The following is a 22725-nucleotide window of genomic DNA, read 5'->3' as shown; positions in this document are numbered from 1 at the left end:
GCAAGGTGAAGGGAGCAACCTACACCGCTTTCATCCTGCTAAATACATTTCCTCAGCAACGGTTAAAATAGCTCACTTCACCTTGCACAAATTGAACGTACTCGCTTCGCTCGTTATCGTTACATTTTGCACGTTAATCACCTTGCGCAAAAAGAGCGCACTCGCTTTGTTCACTGTCGTTAAGACTTTGAACTTTAGACCCTGAAGCAAGTTCAGGGTGACGGAAAGGTTGAGTGCAGTGCTATAATTACCTTTTATTAAAACGGCTCATTTCACTTTGCGCAAATTGAACGCACTCGCTTTGCTCACTGTCATTAAGGCTTTGAACTTTAGACCCTAAAACGAGTTCAGGGTGACGGAGAGGTTGAGTGCAGTGTTACAATTGCCTTTGGTTAAAATGGCTCACTTCAACTTACGCAGATTGAACGTACTCGCTTCGCTCACTGTCGTTACATTCTGCACGTTAATCACCTTGCGCAAAAGAAATGTACTCACTGCGTTTAGCCTCATATCCTTTTACACCCCTTTATACCTTAATAAAAAATAAAATGTATCTACTACCATTATAAACACTTGTTATGGTCTTGAATTTATCACTAGATTTAGTCTTTTATCGGGATTAATTTTGAAAGCTATCATCTGCTGCTTTTTTACTTTAATTTTATATGCGCTTTAATGTTCATTATATATGGGCCCACAAACATAAAATGACGCAGTTCATTAATTGCTAAAATCGTAATCGTCTTTCATTTAGCTCAAGTATTCGGCGTTTAGCATTGCGATTTAATTTTAACTGTATATACTCACAGTAAATGCACTGTATGGAAAACCAGTTATATGCGACCTTTAACTAAACGCCAAGAACAAGTATTCGAACTGATTAAAGTTTTTATTAAAGACACAGGTATGCCGCCTACTCGAGCAGAAATTGCGGAATCTTTGGGTTTTCGCAGTGCCAATGCTGCAGAAGAGCATTTGAAAGCGCTTGCTAAAAAAGGGGTCATTGAAATGGTTCCTGGTGCGAGTCGTGGCATTCGTTTGGTTGAGGCCGATGAGCCAGAGCAGCTTGGATTACCGTTAGTCGGTCGCGTTGCTGCTGGTGAGCCTATCTTAGCACAAGAGCATATTGAAAATCACTGTCAAGTAGACCCTGGGATGTTTCAGCCTTCTGCTGATTACCTACTTCGCGTCAATGGTATGAGTATGAAAAACATTGGTATAATGGACGGAGATTTACTCGCTGTTCATAGAACTCAAGTTGCCAATAACGGGCAAGTTGTCGTTGCTCGAGTTGAGGAAGATGTAACCGTTAAACGATTCGAAAAAGTCGGTAAAAAAGTATTTTTGCATGCAGAAAATGAAGACTTTTCACCGATTGAAGTCGATCTAGAGCAAGAGGTATTTAATATTGAAGGTCTTGCTGTTGGTGTTATTCGCGGTAACTTGTAACGTTTTGCTTATGCTTTGACAAGCTGGGATCTCACATTTCAGCTTCTTTCCCCAAAACTTCTTTTTATAAATTAACAGATCTCTTTTAAGCTATACTTTCATATCATATACTTATGTTACACAGTTGTAACATTGGCTTTGGAATACGTGTTCGTTGAGAAAAAATAAAAATTTTTTTGCACTAAATTCATGATTCGCAGTCAGAGCTAGTCGTCTTAAATTAAATAACTAACAATTTATTTGTATCCACAAGTTACATTTGATTTCAAAAGAGATCAGAGGTTTGCTTGTGATTGTGTTAAAACCACTGGAACTGACTAGAAGATGGAGCAGCCTATGACTTGGTTTAAAGTAGTATTAATTGTGGTTTTGGTATGCATTGTATCTGCCTGTGCATCAAGTTCATACAATACGCGTTCAGGTTTTTTACCTAATTATGACACACTCCTCCCCTCTGATGATTATGAAGACACCAATTTATTCGTCGACAGCACATTTAACCGTGAGGCGTTAAGTAAAATTGAGGTGCTTTATATACCTCAATTTGAAGTGTGGATTAACGCCTCTGAATCTGAGTTTTTAAATATTAACCCTCAGCATGTTGCTAAGTTAAGTCATTACATGCAGTCGCAAATGCAAGACAAGTTGAGTCCTTACTATAAAGTTGTCACCACAAAGCCTGTAAGTGCAGATGAAACTGTGCTCACCATTGAAGGTGCTTTTACAGATGTGCAATTTGAACCAATTTCATTACAGGTAAGAGATTTTGTTCCTATTCGGTTAGTGTATAACGCGGGTAAAACAGCTTATTTAGCTGCAACAGAGCAAACAGAGGCACTCACTCATGTTTCTCTTGAGTCAGCATTTTATTTAGGGAGTAGCAAAACCCCTATAGTAATGATGACGGCACACAAAGAATTGGATGCGGTTCTAAAAGCGGACGGAACTGAGAATGTAGCAACAGTTAAGGCTGTGCTTGACGTTTGGATAAATAATTTTGTTACTGCGATGACTAAACATCGTAATGTTCAGTAAAACTAAAGGAGCTTTTATGAAGATAATAAGAGGCAAGCAGCTAGGTGTTATGGCAGTTTTTTGCTTGGCATTAATTGGTTGTTCAGAGCAAAAATCAGAGCAAGAGCAATCAGAGCAGCTTCGTCCTGTGAGGACATTATTGCTTTCTTCACAAGTTGATGGCCCTTTGGTGGAATTCCCTGCGGTAGTTGATGCAGCTTCTTCGGCTGATCTATCATTTAAAGTACCGGGTGAAGTGACAGAGCTGCTGGTAAAGCAGGGGCAAGAAATTCAACTTGGTGATGTTATTGCTAAGTTAGACGCTACAGAATATAAATTGTCATTAGATGAAGCGCAGGCCAATTATAACAAGGCGCAGGCTGATTTTAGCCGAGCTAAACAGCTCATTAAATCGGGCACGATTTCTCAATCTGATTATGATCAACTTCAGTCCCACTTTACCAGTGCAAAAAGTAAACTGGCAAATGCGAAAAACAATTTATCATACACGAGCTTGAAAGCATCATTTTCAGGAGTTGTTGCGCGTACATACATAGAGCGTTTTGAAGAGGTGCAAGCCAAACAAGTTGTTGCAACATTACAAGATATCAAGCATGTAACACTTAAAGTTAATGTGCCTGAGAGCTTAATGATTAAAGTCTCAAAAGATGCGCCTAAACACATTATTGCAGAGTTTTCAGGGATCCCTGATAAAACATTTCCATTAGATTTTGTTGAAGTGAGCACACAAGCGGATGAGATAACGAAAGCTTATGAAGTTACGCTTAGCATGACGCGCCCTGAGGGTTACAACATCTTACCGGGTATGACTGCAAAAGTGCTTGCCAAAGGTGCTGATGTAAATAAAAGTGGTCTCTATTTACCAATAAAAACGGTGTTAAAAGATGCATCTGGTAATTTTGTATGGACAGTAGAATCTGCTGGGGCAGGCCAAGGAAAAATTAAGAAAAACCCTGTTGTGATTGGTGAGGTGTCGACCTTAGGCTTCCCTGTGATCAGTGGTGTCTCTGAAGGTGCTTATATTGTGACTGCCGGCATGAGTAAAGTGAGCGAAGGCCAACTTGTAAAATTTAACAAGGGGGCACAGTGAATATAACTAGACTTGCATTAGAAAATAATCGGACAACTTGGGTACTGATAGCGGCATTGTTATTTTTTGGGATTATTTCGTTCAATAAAATGCCAAAAGATTATGATCCTGGTTTTATTATCAGAACTGCGCAAGTGGTTACTTACTTTCCAGGGGCAAGCCCGCAGCGAGTAGAGGAGCTTGTCACTGATCAGATCGAAAAAGTAGTACAGCAGATCCCTGAATTGGATTTTGTCAGTAGCACCTCTAAAACAGGTGTATCTATTGTTAGCGTCAATATTAAAGAAAGCTACAAGAATATGCGCCCTATTTGGGATAACTTACGTCGTAAGATCCAAAGTATTGAGAAGGATTTACCCAGTGATGCACAGACTCCCATTGTAAACGATGAGTTTGGGGATGTGTTCGGTATTGTTATTGGGCTGACTGCTGAAGGGTATACCTACCGTGAATTGGAAGATGTGGCTGAGCAGGTGAGAGATACTTTGCTACGCTTACCCGAGGCTGCAAAAGTTGAAATTTATGGTAACCAAGAACAGCGTGTATTTATTGAATTTGAAAATGCACGGCTTGGTGCCCTCGGCATTTCGCCGAATCAGCTGAAAGAACAGCTGGCATCACGCAATATAGTGAACCCTGGTGGCTCGATATATATTAATGATGAAACCCTCGCACTTGAACCGAGTGGCAATTTTGAGTCAGTAGAAGACATTGCCAATACCATCATCAATGTACCTGGTAGTGAACAGGTATTGCTACTTTCAGATATTGCTGTCGTCTATCGTGACTATGTGGATCCTGCCAAATCTAAAGTACGAGTCGGTTTAGACGAAGGCCTGACAATAGCTATCTCAATGCGTCAAGGCGGCAATAATATTGCTTTGGGCGAGCAAGTGTTAGAAACTCTGAACTATTTAGAGAGTGTCTACCCCATTGGGGTTGAGTTTAAGTTGCTCTCTTTCTTACCTAAAGAAGTTGAGCAAAAAGTCAGTGACTTTGTTTCAAACCTTTTGCAAGCGGTATTGGTCGTCACCTTAGTGATGTTATTCACTTTAGGGCTAAGAACGGGCCTTATTGTTGCGAGCCTTATCCCAATGAGCATGGTGTTTGGTATTTTGGTGATGTCATTTTTCCATATCAGCATTGACCAAATATCATTAGCTGCACTCATTATCGCGCTTGGGATGTTAGTAGATAATGGCATTGTGATGTCTGAAAACATCATGGTACAAATGGAGCGTGGCAAGGCAGCGATAGATGCTGCGGTTGACTCGGCGGATGAATTAAAGGTCCCCTTGTTAGTGTCTTCATTGACCACTGGCGCTGCTTTTTTACCTATCTTTTTGGCTGAATCATCGACTGGTGAATACACGGCTTCGCTATTTAAAGTGGTGACTATCACGCTGTTATGCTCTTGGTTATTGGCAATGACCATGATCCCAATGTTATGTGTGTATTTTACTCGTGTGAAATCACAAGCTGCCGATTACAACACGGGCGTTTATTTAACGTATAAAAACCTTTTAACCACCATGATCCGCCACCGCTGGATCACGCTGATGGCTTGCGTGGCAGCATTTTTTATTGCCCTGCAGGGCATGCAGCTAATTCCGAAATTGTTTTTTCCACCATCGGACCGTGACTATTTTAAGGTAGAGTTAGAGCTACCTATCGGTACTCGACTTGAAACTACCGAAGCTTTGGTGAAAGACATGGAAGCCTATATCCAAAATGAACTTTTGGTCTCTAGTGAGCGTTTTGAGGGCGTCACGCAGTGGGTCAGTTATGTCGGTAATGGTGGTCCAAGGTTTTTATTAACCCATACGCCAGAGCCAACGAGTTCAAACTATGCGTTGATGATTGTCAGTACCACTTCTTATCAATTAATTGATGATTTGATGCTGGATATTGAGCAGTATGCCTTAAGTAGACACCCAGACTTACTGATAAAGCAAAGAAAAATTGAAAATGGTGCACCGATAGCTAATCCTGTTGAGATCCGACTCTCTGGTGACGACCAAGAGACCTTGATGGCGATTGTCGATCAGTTAAAAGCGCAAATGGCGGTGACTCCGGGGCTTAAAGCAATCAGCGATGACTGGGGTTTACCAAGCAAAAAGGTACAGATCAAAATAAATCAAACACGTGCACGACGTGTAGGAGTATCGAGTAAAGATATCGCAAGTTCATTACAAACCGGTTTCAGTGGTTTGGAGCTCACACAATACCGTGAAGGTAATGAATTAATTCCCGTTACCTTACGTTCTGTGGCTGCTGATAGAGATGACATTGGCAAATTAGAAGCCATGATGGTTTACTCACAAGCCACTGGTGCATCGGTTCCGTTAAAGCAGGTAGCAGATATAGAAGTGGTATGGGAAAGCGCTCAAATCTTAAGACGCGACCGTTTAAAAACCGTTGCAGTGGGTGCACAGCTGGATGGCATTACTGCGAATGAAGGATTTGCGGCATTAGTGCCTTGGTTGGAAGAGCAAAAGCAAAACTGGCCATTTGGATATTCATATGAATTAGGTGGTGAGGCTGAATCTTCTGGTAAAGCCAATCAATCTATTGCAGATAAAATGCCAATAGCGGTATTTATTATCGTTATCTTGCTGATAGGTCAATTTAACTCGATCCGTAAGTCAATTATAGTCCTGACTACAATTCCATTGGGATTTATTGGCGTGATCTTGGGTCTACTAGTAGGGCAATCATTTTTTGGTTTTATGACTTTACTCGGTATCATTTCATTAGCGGGCATAGTGATAAACAATGCGATTGTCTTATTGGAGCGGATTAAAATTGAGCTCGAGAATACACCAAATAACCCAGTGGAAGGGATTATTTCTGCTGCACAGCAGCGTATGCGGCCGATTTTGTTAACAACCGCGACGACTGTATTTGGTCTAATTCCATTGTATTTGGGCGGCGGAGAAATGTGGGAACCGATGGCACTTGGGATCATGGGTGGCTTGCTATTTTCTACCTTACTAACACTTGGTATTGTGCCTGTGCTCTATGCGTTATTTTATAGAATAAAGGTCCAAAACTAGTAGTGATATGGCGTTCACTCAGTTTAAGAGGTGAACGCCGGTAAAAGCCTGTTAATGAATGTAACCCTTAAGTTTTCGTTCAGCGTAGTGAGCAGAATATGAACACACAGGCTAACCAGAGGAGTAAATGATGAAACTTTTCAAATATGCAATTGTGGCACTTTTCATGCCGATGATGGCCAGTGCTGGAGAGGCTAAGGTGACATGGCTAGACTTTAAAGAGTATAGAGATGTATTCCCTGCAAAAGAAACTCGTGGCGGATATCACAAGCGTATTGCAAAGCAATTTGATGCCCACTTGAGTAAGTTGGCGTCAGAGATGCCAGAAGGTTATACGTTAGCGCTGACGTTTGAAGACGTTGATTTAGCAGGTGATGTTAGATTTAACATGAATGACATTCGGATCATTAAACCTATTTATTTTCCACGTTTAAAAATTGCCTACAACGTGACTGATAAGGCGGGCAACGTGATTGTAGAAGCACAATCTAAAATATTAAAAGATATGGGCTTTATGGATCGGATAAAATTCGGGAGAGACACTGAGTTTTACTATGATAAGCGGTTATTAAGCGATTGGTTTGAAGATGAGGTAATTCCCGCAATCACATCAAAGAGTAAATAAAAAAGAGCGCTGACGCGCTCTTTTTTATTTGAATGTTGCCAGCAGTTGCAGTAACTGCTGGAGTTTAAATACGGTTTTCTTCAGTTTATCTTCATCTAATTGTTCTGATTGACTTAAGGCATCGACATCTGCTGCTACATCAAGTACATAAGGTTTAAAGCGTTTAGCTTCAAAACCAAACCCAGCATCTTTAGTGAACAGTGATGTGAATTTTCCATGCCCTTGTTGCTGTAATTCATCTAATTTTTTATCTGCATCAAGTGCTTGACGATAAACAACTTTTAAATTTTCGTTAAGTTTTTCGATGATTGCTTGCATGTTTTTCCTAAAGTGTTGGGTAAATCGGCCGATATTTTACTCGGATCCATCAAACTTGTCAGGTGAATACCTATGAATATTTCCGGAAGTAACCTTCCTGCTATGTCTGGCGCTGGTCCAGGTGGCGAAGTATACAGTGCTTCTCTGGCGAAAAAGCAACAGCAGGCAGATGGACGAGCAGCCCTCGCGTTAATTGAATCAGCAGGGAGTACTGCGGCAGCGCAAACTCCAGCTAAGTCAGTAACGGCAACCTTGGGCAACAACATCAACGTATATGCTTAATATACGTTGATGTTCGCATTTTAATTTAAATGCAAATCAATCGGCGTCTTACTTTGTTTGCCGCCGATTTCTCTCACTAGCTTGGGCACTAAAAACCCTGGTAATGTTTCTAGCATTTGTGCAACCAAATCAATCGCCTCTGTTTCTTCCATATCAAAGTGGCTGGCACCTTCAACTTTATCGAGTAAATGTAGGTAATAAGGCAATATATCACTGTCAAATAAGGCTTCGCTCAGCGCTGATAATGTTTGAGCACAATCGTTGATCCCTTTGAGCAGTACCGATTGATTTAGCAGTGTGACACCGGCCTGTTTAAGCTTACTCATCGCAGCCTTAAAATCATCGTCTATTTCATTTGGGTGATTAATGTGATTAACCAAAATAGCTTTGAGACGGCTGTTTGCTAATCGATTACACAGTGCATCGGTCACTCTTGCAGGAATAACCACGGGTAAGCGACTGTGGATCCTAATACGTTTTATCTGGGGTAATGCCTCTAATTCATCTAATAGCCAACTGATCATGTCATCTTTGGCCATCAGTGGATCGCCACCGCTTAATATCACTTCATTAATTTCAGGATGTTCAACCAGGTACTCAAATATCGGTGCAAGCGCCCGCTTGTTGACTTGGTTATCTTGATAGGGGAAATGACGCCTAAAGCAGTATCGGCAGTTAACTGCACATCCTGTTTTCAGCATTAACAGCACCCGAGATTGATATTTATGTAGCAATCCCGGCACTGGTGCATCTTGCTCTTCCAGTGGGTCTTTATTAAATCCAGAGGCAGCAATAAACTCTTGATGCAGCGGCATCACTTGTAATAACAGTGGGTCGTTGGGATCACCGTAGCGCATTTTGGCAATAAAGGGTCTTGGCACACGAACAGGGAAAAGCCGCTTCGCAGCAAGGTCTTTTGCACTAAAATGGGTCTCCAAACCCAACATATTGAGTAGTGTATCTGGGCAAGTAACGACATTTGCCAATTCTTTTTGCCAGTTACTATGCAAATTTACTTCATTTATTTGTATCATTAGCAGGTTTATTACTCGAAATACGATGATTAGAGGATACGATGGCGAATTATAGCACCAACGAGTTCAAGGGCGGCCTAAAAATTATGATGGATGGCGAGCCTTGTACGATCCTAGAAAACGAAATGGTTAAACCAGGTAAAGGCCAAGCTTTCAACCGCGTTAAGATCCGTAAGTTGATCTCAGGAAAAGTATTAGAAAAAACGTTTAAATCTGGCGACTCTGTGGAAGGCGCAGACGTGATGGAAACTGATCTAGCTTATCTATATACAGATGGCGAGTTCTGGCACTTCATGAACAACGACACATTTGAGCAAATCGCAGCTGATGAAAAAGCATTGGGTGACAATGTAAAGTGGTTAGTTGAAAACGACGTTTGTACAATCACATTGTGGAACGGTAACCCAATTGCAGTAACCCCCCCAAACTTTGTTGAGCTAGAGATCACAGATACAGATCCTGGCCTAAAAGGTGATACAGCGGGTACAGGTGGTAAGCCAGCTACACTAACAACCGGTGCGGTTGTACGTGTACCACTGTTTGTACAAATTGGTGAAGTGATCAAAGTTGATACGCGTACTGGCGAATACGTGAGCCGCGTTAAGTAATTATTTACTTAATCACTTTGACGTAAGAAAATCTCGGCTTCGGTCGAGATTTTTTTTGTCGTTATCAATATTATCTGAGGTAACCCATGAATGAGGTGAAGTGGGCGCCGAGTGCGCAAATTGAAACCCTTAAACAGCGTGCTAAAGTGCTGGCAAGTATCCGTTCATTTTTTGCTGAGCGTGATGTCTATGAAGTGGAGACGCCGAGCTTAAGTCAGGCGTCAGTGACGGATGTCCATTTGGCGACATTCTCAACGCAGTTTGTTGGGCCGAGTTATGCTCAAGGTTTGCCTCTGTATTTACAGACTTCCCCCGAGTTTGCGATGAAACGCTTACTTGCAGCAGGCAGTGGTGCGATTTATCAAATTAGTAAAGCATTTCGAAACGAAGAGTCAGGCCGTCATCATAACCCAGAATTCACCATGCTCGAATGGTACCGCCCGGGGTTTGATGAGTATTTATTAATGGATGAAATTGATGCGCTTATGCAGTGTATTTTATCCTGTGATAAAGCCCAAAGAATAAGCTACCAAGGAGCATTCCAGCGATATTTGTCCATCGATCCTTTATCGATAGAGTTGGAGTCATTGAAAGCTGTCTGTGCAGAGTATGGCTATCAAGACATTGCTGATCAAGAAACGACAATTGACCCTTTGTTGCAGCTGCTATTTTGCATGGAAATTGAACCTCAGATTGGTCAAGATGTGCCTTGCTTTGTGTACCATTTTCCTGCATCGCAAGCTGCATTGGCAAAGTTAAATGAACAAGACCCCCGAGTGGCCGGCCGTTTTGAGCTCTACTATAAAGGAATGGAACTGGCTAACGGTTTCAATGAACTGACTGATGCTGATGAGCAGAGCAAGCGCTTTGATGAAGATAACTTGCAGCGTCAGCAAATGAATTTGCCTACTGTAGATAAAGATATGCGTTTTTTAGCCGCATTAGCTCAAGGCTTGCCTAATTGTGCGGGGGTTGCATTGGGCATTGACCGCTTGGTGATGCTGGCCACAGGCAAGCGCGAAATAAAGGAAGTAATTGCCTTTGATATTGAACGTGCTTAAAGTACGGTGGATACAAAAAAGCTCAGCATTTGCTGAGCTTTTTACTAGACAAATCGCTGCAGCTCTTTTTGTGTGGTGGCTGTAAGCTGGTGAGCATGTTGACAGTCACTGAGTGCAGTATCTAATTGCTCTTTTGCTGATTGACCTAATTCGACAATTTGCTGCACAGCTTGATGAGTGTGGTTTTGTGTTTCTTCCAGCTGATGTACGGCACTGACAATTTCTTCTAGCTGTGACTGGTTGCGCTCAAAGTCCTCACTCATATCAGCAAAACCTTGAGAAGTCTCGCTAATGGCTTTTTCTGCACCGCTTGAATGAGAGATCAGTTGTTCAGACTCCTGATGTGTTTCACTGACAAGGTGATCCATTTGGTTGATAAAGTCGCTGATCTGCCTTGTGGCATCATTCACTTTAACCGATAAGTTTCTCACCTCATCGGCGACGACCGCAAATCCACGACCTGCTTCACCGGCACGCGCAGCCTCAATTGCAGCATTCAATGCAAGTAAGTTTGTTTGGTCAGAAAACTCTTCAACCATTTTGAGAATATTACGGATATTGTCGCTATTCTCTTTGAGTCCAGCGACCGTGGTTGAGAAGTTCCCCAGCAATGATGTGATCTGCTGCACTTCACTGACCAGCGTCAATAAAGACTGCGATGAGCCTCTAACAAAGTGCAAGCTCTCTGTGTTGGCTTGATAAACTTGGTCGGTATTACTGACAATACTTTGTAGGCTGTGTGTTACCTGATCGCTGGCTGCGATAATGGTGTCGCCTTGGTTAATTTGCTGTGCACCCACGGATACCGTGTTGGTCATAGAGTAGGTCACTTGCTGATTGCTCGCCGTGGCGGCTTCAGCGCTTTTATAGGTATTCCCTAACAGTTCACCTAGGTGAGCAGTAAAAGTATTGTATTGCGCACTGAGATCTCTAAATTCATCATAAGTAAATTGAGGAAGCTGCGCTGATAAATTTCCATCTTGGCGATTTATTTGCTCTAACCTGTCTCGCATAGCCTGCACTGGGCGTACGATCAAAAAGCGCATGTAAAAGAAGGTGAATATGAAAGCGGCGACAGATGCGAATGCGAGTAGCCAAAAACCACCAAATTTGCTACCAGAGTCACTCAAATATGAATAGAGCCAGCCTAAAGTGAGTAGTTGAAATACAAATAAAAACCCAAGGTTACCGAAAATTTTTCGGGTTAATGTATAAAACAAAGACTCTTCAATTAAATTATATATCCGCATGTACAAACTCGTCATAGGCTATCACTCGCCAATTGGGTAAATACTGACTAAATCCATAGTTCTGGCCAGAAATTTACGATCAGTCTTATTAAAGTATACCATTTAGTGGAATTATTTAAGCTTGTAAGCGTTGGTTTCCCAACTAAACGCTATTTTTTGTAAAATAGCGAGCCTTATTCAAAAATGGCTAGAAACGTTACTTGTTTTGCCATTTATTGATGACCATTTTTGCATGACACGGATAATTGCTAAATATCCCATCTACACCCATCTCAAGCACTTGCTCTAGGTCTTGTTGTTTATCCACGGTGTAAGTATAAACCTTTAAACCTCTTTGCTTTGCATCGTTAACAAATTCATGGTTAATGAAATTTTTGTCGACATGAATGCTATAGGCGTGGAGGCGTTGCGCAAATTCAGCATAGCTAAGTGGGATTGAGGCCGTTAACGCCCCAATTTTGACCCAAGGTAGTTTTTGTTTTAGCCAAACTAGCTGGTGGTGATCAAATGAAGATAGGATGAGTTGTGAGCGCTCAATGACACCTTCTTGTACATTTTTTTCAATGTAGTGGACAAATTTATCTAAACTGTATGTGTGTTTTAATTCGAGGTTAATATCCGCTTGCTTACCGATTAAATTGAATACTTCTTGCAGTGTTGGGATCCCCTCACCATTGCCTGCATCCAGTTTATTTAACTCTGCTCTCGACGCATGCCTGACCATGCCTTTACCATTTGTCGTTCGGTCTAACCAAGTGTCGTGGATAATGGCATAATCATCATGACAGCTTTGTACATCAAGTTCTATACCATGTACACCTACCTCTAAAGCTGCGCTAATTGCACTTAGCGAGTTCTCGGGGTACATGCCGCTGGCTCCGCGGTGTGCAAATACTTGGATCATCATTTATTCCTTGTTATTGACCAAGTTTCATAAAAAGCGGCACTGACTACTAAGATACCGCCAATAAGTGTTGTCATACTGGTTGTCTCAGATAACAGCATATAAGCCAATACAATGCCATACAAGGGCTGTAAGCATGAAATTAGTCCGGTTGTGGTTGCGCTCAAATAGCGTAAGCTACTGGCAAATAATGAGTGGGGGATTGCTGTGAATACTACGCCGGCCAAGAGTAAATAGTAGATGTCCTGTAACGGCACGCTCGTTGGCGGAGTGTCAACAAACATAGACAAAACAACCGCGGCGGTTAAAGTTTGGTAAAGCATCGTATGGGGGCCTCCATACTGTGAAAAGTACTTTTTTTGTAGCAGGTTACGCATGGCAAAAAAGGCGCCAGACAGCACACCGGTTAAAATCCCGAAAGTCACTTGGTCGCCTAAATCAGTATTTGGCATCATTAAATAAATACCAAAAATCACCATGGTAGCAATCAGTAAGTCGGTAAGTTTTAGACGCGTTTTATTGAACAATGGTTCTAGCAAAACAGTGATCACAGGGTAAGTAAAAAAAGCAATGATGCCTGTGGCAATGCCTGCCATTTGCATCGCGGCAAAATAGGTCACCCAGTGAATACCAATAATGACGCCTAACCCGATAACAATAAAATAGTCTTTTTTCTGATTGAGCTTAAGGTGCTTGTTTTGCATTTTGAGGATGATCGTTAATGCAATAAATGCGATAGCTGTGCGATAAACTGTAATATCAAGTGCAGGGAGCGCGATGAGCTTAGAGAACAGAGCGGTGCCGCCAAACAGAAAAACAGCGAGGTGTAAGTTTATAAGTGCCGATTGATGTTGCTGCATAGTTTTTATCTTTTATTGTTTGCTAAATTTATTTGAATTAAGTGACAACTGTCACTGAGTGATTCAGCACGAGCATGTTAAATTAAAAATCACATTCTATATACCTTAGAAAAGTAACAGGCATGAATCTCGGCGTCGGACATTTTACACATTCAATGCATATTGCGAGACCAAGCAGGCATTTTTTGGGCAACTATGGTCACCTATTTTTTTCAGTATTTTATTTTTTCCCATTGTATCGAAGCTGGAATATACATACATATGCTGAAATTGCATATGAGTTACTCGCGTATATCGTATTTGCATTTGTTTACTGTAAAGCCCTGAAATATCCGTCGAATAAAGTACTTCCCTTCATTATCATCATGGTATTGATCTGCATATTGGCCACACAGTTAACGCCAGGAACGAGTACGTTATTTGGCTATATTGCATATTTTATCGGGTTTTGTTTTCTGGGCTTTGCTCGTTGGTTAATGTTTGCGTTGCTTGTGCTCTCCATTACTGTGGTGACGGTGTTGTTTATTTCGGTTGATAACTGGGCGTATTTCCTTGGACCAGCGTTGGTGGTTTCCTTAGGGTTATTTAGTTTTGGGTACATAGAATATAAAGATAGGATCCACAGCAACGAGACACGGCAAAGTAAAGAGCAGATCCAGCAATTAGCAAAGATTGCTGAGCGTGAACGGATTGCGAGGGACATACATGATTTACTCGGACATTCGCTCAGTTCCATTTCGTTAAAGTCAGAGTTAGCGGGTAAGTTTATTGCAGCAGGCTTGTTGGATAATGCGGAAACGGAAGCACAAGAAGTTGCTAAGCTTGCGCGAGTTGCCTTATCTGAGGTAAGAGAAGCGGTATCCGGTATGCAGCAGCTCGGGCTAACAGCGCAATTGGATGTGATGGCATCTCGCTTACAGGATAAAGGCGTTAAAGTTCACAAAGAGGTTGAATGTGGGGATATTTCTGCACAAAAAGAAAGTTGCTTTTGCTTTGTCGCTAAAGAGGCGGTAACGAATGTGCTCAAACACAGTAATGCCACCGAGATAAAAATATCTCTCAATGAGCAAAGCAATTATCACCAACTCATTTTTGAAGATGATGGTCAAATAGGCACCGTTATCTGGGGCAATGGGTTACGTGGGATTAAGTCTCGTATTGAAGAGCTTGGCGGCCATATTCAGGTGACGACATCAGATGGTTATAAGCTGGTGGCGCAACTTCCAAAATAAGGAGTAGAAATGAAAATTTTAGTGGTTGAGGACCAAGCATTAGTGAGAAATGCCATTTCGGCATTGTTGAGTTTGGAACCTGGATTGGAAGTGATCGGCCAAGTTGAAGATGGTCAACAAGCGCTTGAGTTCTTGGTAAACAAAACGCCAGATATTGTGCTTAGTGATATTGAAATGCCTAAGGTAACCGGGCTAGATCTGGCGCAGGAAATACAAAAAAAATACCCAACAGTAAAAGTTGTGATCATGACGACATTTTCTCGCAGTGGCTATATTCGCCGTGCAATGGAGGCTAATGCGAAGGGGTTTATTCTCAAAGAAGCACCGAGTGATTATTTGATAAATGCATTGAAGAAAGTCTCCGTTGGACAAAAAGTCATTGATCCAGAGCTAGCGATGAATGCGCTTAATGACAGTGATCCGCTATCTGACAAAGAAAGAAAAGCGTTACGGCTGGCAGGTGAGGGCTTTAAAACGAAGCAAATTGCAGCGTCTTTGTACTTGAGTGAAGGTACTGTAAGAAATTATTTATCAGATGCAATTGCTAAATTAAATGCGACAAATCGTATCGATGCGGCACGTATTGCTAAACAAAAGGGTTGGCTATAAATTAATTTTGCCCCTATAAATGGTAGTTTTCCCTTTATTAGTGGTTTTTATTAGTAATATAATACTAGTAATAAATTAAAATATTGTAACTTTTCATTCATGGGCGATCCAAAACTCTTATTACAAATTTTGGCGTTAACTACCTGCGTATGTGCCGTGTTTATGATGGTCAATTGGTTGATCCACAAACACACACCTGGCACCCGCTTATGGTTTGGTTTTGTATGTTGTGCCGCGATCGCATGTATGTTTCAAGCATCATTATCACTGTCACCAATTTGGTCTATCATGGTACCAAACACCCTTATCCTCTGTGGGTTATTTATGTTAACCCGAGGGGTTGAGAGGTTTTTCTTGGTTCGTACTTATCATCTCCCCTGGTACATGCTAGCAAGTGTGTTTTTTCCAAGTTTTGTTTATTTTACGTTTATTGAACCGAGCTTCTTAGTCAGAGTGGTTGTTAATTACTTAGTGTGGCTGCTGGCTATGGTGCTCTGTTTGAGGGCCTTATATGTGGGTCAAAATAAGAACGTGGTGTCTTTTTCTCCTGCCCATTGGACGTTTGCGATTGCGTGTCTATGTTTGCTGAGTGTCTTTACTTTGCGGTTAGGTATGTTAGGTAACTTTGAACACACAGATACATTGGGAACCAATAATTGGGTGAATCAGTTTTTCTCTTTGTCTGTCATTGTAATGCCTTTAATTTTGTGTTTCTCGCTGTGCTTATTATGTAGTTGTCGAAAAGAGCAACAATTGTCCGAACTCACCTCAAACGCAAAAAAAGAATCACAAAAAAAAGAGCGTTTTCTAACGTTACTCAGTCATGAGTTAAGAACGCCTTTAAACGCGATTGTCGGCCATGCAGAATTAATTAAGCAAGCCCCGAGAGAGCCATTAAAATATAGTCAGTATTGCGATGTGATCATTTCTACGGCGATGTCACTGGCAGATTTGGCAAATCAGGTCTTACTTAACGCAAGAGGAAAGTCTTCCAAGCAAATGCCATTAAACTTGGCGCAATTTGCTGAGCTTCTAACCATACAATTTCAGCCTTTAGTTCAAGACAGAGAAATCTCTTTGTGCACTCACTTAACGGGTTTTTCAAGTGATCAAATGTTTTTAGTTGATCAAGATAGCATTGGGCTGGTGGTCAAAAATTTGCTGTCTAACGCGATTAAGTACACTGAAAATGGGGATATTACGCTTGCCATTAAACAGCAAAGTAGTTGTGAACAAAGCAGTGTCATTCGCTTTGAAGTGACAGATACTGGTGAGGGAATGACGCAAGGTCAGGTAGAACAGTTATTTCAACCTTTCTCTTCTTTCGACCCTGCTCGCTCAATTGCGCAAAGTGCCGGAGTCGGTTTGATGTTATGTCAGCAAATATTGGAAGCACTAGGTACCCAGCTCCACGTCTCCAGTAAGGTGGGGCAAGGTAGCTGCTTTTATTTTGATATTGAGTTGGTTCAATCCAACACCAAACAGGACGCAATGAAAGGAAACTTATCTGAAGACTATACCGCAGTTCAGTTGTGTGGTGATATTTTGGTTGTTGAGGATAATCAGCTTAACCAAGAAATATTGAGGCACTTTTTGGCCTCGTTAGGGCTAAGTTATGAGATTGCGGCGACCTTGTCTGCTGCAGAGTCGGCGCTCAGAGACAGGCAATTTGATGTTGTTTTCCTCGATATGCACTTAACCGATGGCCATGGACTAGATTGGTACCAAACCGTTTTCAAGCAATTTCAGTTTCAACAGGCGCCCGCAGTCGTGGCTATCACAGGGGATGTAGACGAGCAATCTCAGTTGGCTTACACAGAAGCGGGTATTGAGTTTTTCATGGCAAAACCAATTCAACAAGTACGCTTAGAGAAATTGCTTTGCCAATTACTCATGCCTGCTAAGCATTTTTTAGACGAGCAAAATATTCTGGATTATGCTGTTATTGATGCACTTGCAAAAACCATGAGTGCACAAGTACTCAATGCGAAGTTAATGTATTTAAGTGACCGTTTAGACTATGAGTTTGCTCAACTTCGCGGATTAGCTGATATTCAAGCGTTTGAAGCTTTGGAGGAGAAGTTAATTCAACTAGAAGAGGAGGCAAGTGCACTTGGGATGAGCATGCTACATGTTGCGCTCCAAGATGTACGTCTATCCATGTTCGATTCACTAGGAGCTGATTGGCAGTCTTTACACAGCTTAGCTAAGCAAAGTGCATATAAATTATCTGAATACCACTCAAAAGTATTGCAATAAAATATTCAACTAATTCTTAGGTTGTTATTTTACCTTGTTTGGGTCCTGTTGTTGTTTACAAATGTTGTTATAAAAGGGAAATTACACTGGATTACAGTAACCATATTCAATAAAATTCTCATCCGTTTTCATTAGTATCACAGTGAAAGCGGACAGAGTGTTGGCATATTGTTCGGGTTATTGAAATTGAAGAAGTTTTTATTTTCGTTTTTCTCATGGTTTTTTCTGTTTTTTGCAAGCTTCACATTTGCAGTTGATCTACAAATCTCTACTTTCGAGGATTTAGATACCACTGTACCTAGAGGTGGTGAGGTGCGTTATAACCTTGAGTTTACTAATTCTGAAGAAGATACCGCCAATAACGTATCTGTCGAATTCTTTTTACCACAAACGACGAGCTTCGTATCCAGCTCTAAGTCCTGTACTCAATCTAACTATCAAGATGGCGGTATAACTAAAAGTAAATTAACTTGTCCAATTGGCCAACTATCTGGGCGAGTCAGTGATTCACTGCAAGTAACCATTAAAACATCCGCTCAGACAGGCGATACCATAGAGCCGAGTGTACGTATTAGCGCGGACAATGAATCAAGTAATAAGTTACTCAACAACACTGAAACTCAGAATACGTCTATTGTGGCCGGTGTCGATTTAGCTGTCACTTCACTGTTAGCAAACCCTGTGTCAGTTAACTTAGACACGCTTTTTACCTATCAAATCGGTGTGAAGAATAATGGACCTGATGCAGCGGCTAATGCAGTCGTAAAGCTCAACTTACCAAGCTTTACATCGTGGGAGAATGCCAGCACTGTAGATTTTGACGGCTGGCGCTGCTCGGGCAGTCAAACACTCACCTGTACAATCGCTACATTTGCTTCAGGAGCATCATCGACATTAAATATTCAAGCTCGTGTTAATCAGGTCAGCAGTGGAACTGTTACAGCAAGTACGAGTATCAGTAGTGATACTGCGGAAATAGATGCCTCAAATGATCAAGCATCTGTGAATACGTCTATTAACCCTAATGCAGATTTAAGTGTTGCGGTAAAGCAATATAAAGCCGATGGCACACCTTCGTGGTATGGGCCTTTAAATTTACAAGTTAATGAACGTCACTACTACGATGTGACTGTTACTAACTTAGGCCCAAGCTCAGTAACAACGGCGTATTTGAGCACGACATTGGCAAGTGGTATGAGTAATATCACAGCCCAAGCTCCTTCCGGTTGGTCATGTAATGTCACTTCGCTCGTGGTTACTTGTCAATCGACAAGTGCTATGGTGAAAAATGACAGCGCTGTAGTCAGAATCTATGCCAATGCGCCCGCATCTGAGGCGACATTTTCGACCGCAGCGCAAGTGAGCTCTGATCTGTTAGATTTAAATACGGCAAACGATAAAGCCAGTGCGAGTATAAAAACAAGCATTGCTCAGACTTCATTCGTCTCAGTTAATAAAGCGCTGCTAAATGGCACCACTTATTACGTTAACGATGAGATAGATTTCCAAATTACAGTGACCAATACATCAGAGACGACGACCATTGAATCTTTGATAGATACGTTGCCGGACTCGCTCAGCTACGTGAGTTACAGTTCGAGTCATTTTACTTGTGCTTTGAACTCAGGCAATGCACAGAGGCTTGATTGTACGCCTATTACAAGCAGCTTCGCTAAATCACAAATTTGGCAAATGACGATTAAAACAAAAGCAAAAGCCGTGAGTCAAAGTGCTGTCAATTGGGCAGCTGTTACGCATGGTGGGCGAGAGTCGAGCAGTGATAATGCCAGCTTTACAATTTTGGATAGAGCGCCAGATCTCAGTATCACTAAATCCTCAGATTTGAACTGGGGTTCTAACATTAACTATATGAATAAAGAGTTTTATTACTCTATCAAGATAGTCAACTCAGGCGGTGGAGCTGCAAGCGGTATTAAAGTCGAAGATGACTTTGCCAATACATCAGGTTACACCCCTCTTTCTACTGCAACGCGTAAATACAGCAATGGATCTTGGCAAACAGTGGCTGATTGGTGTGTTATCACTAATTTAAAGGTCACTTGTATTGGCTCTGAAATTGGTGCGAATGAAACTGTTGAGATATTGATAAAAGCGCGTTCGCCGATATATACGGGTACAGAGAGTCAATATAGGCCTAAAAACACAGCGACTATGACAGTGGGTGGCGTCGACTACACTGCTAATTTTGAAGGTTGGGGACTGCATCCCCGTAATCCTGTGCAGCTTGGTATTACAAAAGTAAAATCAGCATCAACGACAGCCAGCACCAGTTTAGTTGATCAAGCTGGTGAGATTATCAATCGCATTGTGGTTTCAAACACAGGCAATGGCACAACGCTTGGTAAGGTAACTGTGGTAGATGCCCTGCCAAGTGGAGAAACATTTATTGCTAATGGCAGCTATGGTACCAACTGGTCTTGTAGTGCTTCGGAGCAATTAGCAGATGGCAGTGGTGGTAAGGTGACTTGTCTGTATCAAAATGCAGATACAAGCCGTATTGCTTTGTCTGGGACTGCGCCGACTTTGACTATCACCACCCGAGCGACGTCAGTGGGGGATTTACAAAACACCGCGACGGTCACCGACGCCGGTGGTGCGCCAGGTGAAGCATCCGCATCTGCGATAATTAAAAGTGCCTTGAGTGCTGATTTAAGTATTCAAAAAGTGGCGAATACGAGCAGTATTACGACCTCTCAAAATGAAATAAATTATCAGATCACAGCCAGAAACTTGTCCGGTTCCAACATTGTGGGAGTGGATGTTGACTCACTCACTATTGTTGATACTTTCAATGCGACATTTAAATCACGAGAAGGCAATAAAGAGACAGGGATCACCTTCCCATCATCTGTAAATAGTACGTTTGGTGCACGTTTTTCGTGTGTTAGAGCTGATACCGGAGAATACGAAAACACACAAACGACCATCACTTGCCGTTTGGAGACCGGTCAAACATTTGCCCTCAATGACAGTTTGACGATTCCATTGACGGTTGCTAGGCCTTTTGTCACGACCAATGGCCAAGTTGTCAACTCCGTAGAAGTGTCATCCAATACACATATCGATCCGAATACAGCAAATAACTCGGCTAGTGCGACGACCACAGCACAGTCATTATTTGATTTGGCAGTGACGAATGTTGTGTATGCGAAGCCAACGGTTTTAAGTGGTGATATCGCCTTACAGACGATCCATATTGCCAATATTGGTGCAGTTGCAGCAACTAATGTGGTGCTAGAGCATACTTTTAATGTACCAACGGGCAAAGAGTATCAATATGTAAGCAATAGCTTTTCTCGGGCTGGGCAAAGTAATATTTGTGCATACACAGAAGCGACGAAGACTTTACGTTGTAGTATTGGGTCGCTAGAAAGCAATGAAGTGCAAAGTGTTACTATCCAAATCCGCCCAAAAAGTGCTTCTGATCGTCAAGATTGGGTATTAGAGAGTACAAGCCAAATATCCGCTTCAAATATGTCATTAGATAGTGACACCGCGAATAATAGCTTCAATAAGGCTTTAACTGTACAAATTCGTGAAGCTAACCTGAAAATTGAAAACAATGATATCAGTGATCCATTAGCTTGGTACCCGACACCAGGCTCATTTCCAGCAACACTCGATAATGTGGTGGTTTATAAAGTCGACCTAGAGTATTTGACGGATAATAATGGTGAAACCTCTGTGGCAAGCGGTGTTGGTTACAACTTTACCATTTCTCCAGCCAATAGTTCGAAACAACTTCAATTTTTATGTGACAGTAGCTCTAACGCAACCTGTAGTGCAGTGACTGCGCGTTGTGATAATCAAAACCTGACTTTTAATACTCAAACCACTTTTAACTGTTTAGGGCCAGAAAATGGTAGCTCTTCTTTGGCAGAAAATGAATTGCTTGAGAATACTGGCGGTCAGTCAGCAATTTATACCCGCTATATGTTCTTTAAGATTTTGTCGCGCCCATCAACGACTGGTGAAGTTGCGACAACCAGTGCGTCTATTTTTTCAAATGAAAAAGACCTAATTACGGCAAACAACGATGAGAGTGAAAAAACATCTATTCGTATCGCTGTAGACTTAGCGCTGACCAAAACAGCTTCTTTGAATAAAGTGGCATTGGGTAGCCAGTTTAATTATCAATTTACGCTCAGTAATGCCGGTCCAGGTGACAGCGCTGACAACGTACTTTACGATTATCTTCCAAGCTATCTGAGCGTCGCAGGCAATGCGGTGACATCATCAGGTAGCTGTACTAATTCTCGAGCAAATTCGCCTAGTACAGGTACATTGACTGATTTTATTCGCTGTAATATTCCGCTGATTGAGATGAATGAAACAGTGCAGATCAGTATCCCGGTTACACTCAATGCGCTCCCTAGCAATAATATTGTGGTGAATGAAGCTTGGGTAGAAACACAGGGCTTTGATACAAACAAGTTAAACAATAAAGCCACGTCTTCCACGGAAGTGATCCAAGGCTTAATATCTGGCTATGTATTTGTTGATAAAGTAAATAACGGTCTTTTTGACAGCAGTGTTGATACTGGTTTGTCTGGTATTGAGGTGCTACTGGATGGTGTAACTGCTGGTGGACAAGCGATTGCTCAACAACGCGTTTCATCAGATGCCAATGGTCAATTTGTATTCTATGACCTAGTACCTGGCACTTATAAATTGACCCAGCCAGCTCAATCGGCTTTGAATAGTTACCGAGATGGTAAAGAGGCGAGATCTGGAAGTGTACTGGCCAATAGCCAAGGTACCGATGAAATTACCAATATTGTACTTACATCTGGGTCGGCATCACAAGGACACTCATTTGCAGAGCTTCTGATAGGTGATAAATCGGTTGCGGGTACTGTGTTCATGGACGTAAACCAAGATGGTGTTGTTGATGCCAATGATCAGCTTCTGAAAGACATCATCGTGACTATCACGGGTACGGATAAATATGGCCAAACGGTAAATCAAAGTGTAGTGACGAATGCGAGCGGTGCGTTCAGCTTCACAGGCTTGATTGAATCAAATGCAGATG

The 22725-nt window shown here is 41.8% G+C and carries 17 protein-coding genes; 12 read left to right on the top strand and 5 right to left on the bottom strand.

Going from position 1 to position 22725, the window contains the following annotated elements; genetic code table 11:
* Positions 1-837: 837 nt before the first annotated feature.
* The 5 genes from lexA (at position 838) to N473_RS22030 (ending at position 7255) form a co-directional block, all read left to right on the top strand.
* On the top strand, positions 838-1449 hold the full coding sequence (lexA, locus tag N473_RS22050) for a transcriptional repressor LexA (RefSeq protein ID WP_039608086.1): 612 nt from the start codon (positions 838-840) through the stop codon (positions 1447-1449).
* Between the two features lie 336 nt (positions 1450-1785).
* Positions 1786-2484, top strand: coding sequence for a DUF3313 family protein (locus tag N473_RS22045; RefSeq protein WP_063369818.1), 699 nt, complete (start codon positions 1786-1788; stop codon positions 2482-2484).
* Between the two features lie 16 nt (positions 2485-2500).
* Complete coding sequence (locus tag N473_RS22040; protein ID WP_063369817.1) at positions 2501-3574, top strand: efflux RND transporter periplasmic adaptor subunit; 1074 nt, start codon at positions 2501-2503, stop codon at positions 3572-3574.
* Positions 3571-6630 carry an efflux RND transporter permease subunit gene (locus tag N473_RS22035; protein WP_063369816.1) on the top strand — a complete coding sequence of 1020 codons (3060 nt, stop codon included), beginning with the start codon at positions 3571-3573 and terminating at the stop codon, positions 6628-6630. Before N473_RS22040 ends, N473_RS22035 begins: the two co-directional genes overlap by 4 nt.
* Positions 6631-6757: 127 nt before the next feature.
* Positions 6758-7255 (top strand): DUF3016 domain-containing protein, encoded by a 498-nt coding sequence (locus N473_RS22030; RefSeq protein WP_081221364.1) that lies wholly within the window; start codon positions 6758-6760, stop codon positions 7253-7255.
* 24 nt (positions 7256-7279) lie between these two features.
* Here the strand turns inward: N473_RS22030 and N473_RS22025 are convergent, their stop codons facing one another.
* Positions 7280-7573 carry a hypothetical protein gene (locus N473_RS22025; protein ID WP_039608090.1) on the bottom strand — a complete coding sequence of 98 codons (294 nt, stop codon included), beginning with the start codon at positions 7571-7573 and terminating at the stop codon, positions 7280-7282.
* A 72-nt stretch (positions 7574-7645) separates the two neighbouring features.
* Here N473_RS22025 and N473_RS22020 point away from each other — a divergent pair, with 72 nt between their 5' ends.
* Complete coding sequence (locus tag N473_RS22020) at positions 7646-7855, top strand: hypothetical protein (protein ID WP_039608091.1); 210 nt, start codon at positions 7646-7648, stop codon at positions 7853-7855.
* Positions 7856-7875: 20 nt separating this feature from the next.
* On the opposite strand, the gene epmB is transcribed toward N473_RS22020, so the two are convergent.
* Positions 7876-8889 carry an EF-P beta-lysylation protein EpmB gene (epmB, locus tag N473_RS22015; RefSeq protein WP_063369814.1) on the bottom strand — a complete coding sequence of 338 codons (1014 nt, stop codon included), beginning with the start codon at positions 8887-8889 and terminating at the stop codon, positions 7876-7878.
* 41 nt (positions 8890-8930) lie between these two features.
* Here epmB and efp point away from each other — a divergent pair, with 41 nt between their 5' ends.
* Positions 8931-9497 (top strand): elongation factor P, encoded by a 567-nt coding sequence (gene efp, locus N473_RS22010; RefSeq protein ID WP_063363379.1) that lies wholly within the window; start codon positions 8931-8933, stop codon positions 9495-9497.
* Between the two features lie 86 nt (positions 9498-9583).
* On the top strand, positions 9584-10558 hold the full coding sequence (gene epmA / locus N473_RS22005; RefSeq protein ID WP_063369813.1) for an elongation factor P--(R)-beta-lysine ligase: 975 nt from the start codon (positions 9584-9586) through the stop codon (positions 10556-10558).
* Positions 10559-10602: 44 nt separating this feature from the next.
* On the opposite strand, the gene N473_RS22000 is transcribed toward epmA, so the two are convergent.
* The 3 genes from N473_RS22000 to N473_RS21990 form a co-directional block, all read right to left on the bottom strand.
* On the bottom strand, positions 10603-11808 hold the full coding sequence (locus tag N473_RS22000) for a methyl-accepting chemotaxis protein (protein WP_063369812.1): 1206 nt from the start codon (positions 11806-11808) through the stop codon (positions 10603-10605).
* Positions 11809-12004: 196 nt separating this feature from the next.
* Positions 12005-12712: a glycerophosphodiester phosphodiesterase gene (locus N473_RS21995; protein WP_063369811.1), complete on the bottom strand. Its 708-nt coding sequence runs from the start codon at positions 12710-12712 to the stop codon at positions 12005-12007.
* Entirely contained in the window at positions 12712-13572 is an 861-nt protein-coding gene (locus N473_RS21990; RefSeq protein WP_063369810.1) for a DMT family transporter, read from the bottom strand. The genes N473_RS21995 and N473_RS21990 overlap by 1 nt, the downstream gene beginning before the upstream one ends.
* A gap of 122 nt (positions 13573-13694) precedes the next feature.
* Here N473_RS21990 and N473_RS21985 point away from each other — a divergent pair, with 122 nt between their 5' ends.
* The 4 genes from N473_RS21985 to N473_RS21970 form a co-directional block, all read left to right on the top strand.
* Complete coding sequence (locus N473_RS21985; RefSeq protein ID WP_081221362.1) at positions 13695-14804, top strand: sensor histidine kinase; 1110 nt, start codon at positions 13695-13697, stop codon at positions 14802-14804.
* A gap of 9 nt (positions 14805-14813) precedes the next feature.
* Positions 14814-15413, top strand: coding sequence for a response regulator transcription factor (locus tag N473_RS21980; RefSeq protein WP_063369809.1), 600 nt, complete (start codon positions 14814-14816; stop codon positions 15411-15413).
* A 162-nt stretch (positions 15414-15575) separates the two neighbouring features.
* Positions 15576-17672: an ATP-binding protein gene (locus N473_RS21975; protein ID WP_196766455.1), complete on the top strand. Its 2097-nt coding sequence runs from the start codon at positions 15576-15578 to the stop codon at positions 17670-17672.
* Positions 17673-17858: 186 nt separating this feature from the next.
* On the top strand, positions 17859-22725 hold a 4867-nt coding region (locus N473_RS21970; RefSeq protein ID WP_155735701.1), incomplete at its 3' end, for an SdrD B-like domain-containing protein.

The organism is Pseudoalteromonas luteoviolacea CPMOR-1 (assembly GCF_001625685.1).
Lineage (GTDB): Bacteria > Pseudomonadota > Gammaproteobacteria > Enterobacterales > Alteromonadaceae > Pseudoalteromonas > Pseudoalteromonas luteoviolacea_K.
The sequence above is the reverse complement of the archived record's forward strand: the minus strand, read 5'-3'. Positions and strand labels throughout refer to the sequence as shown.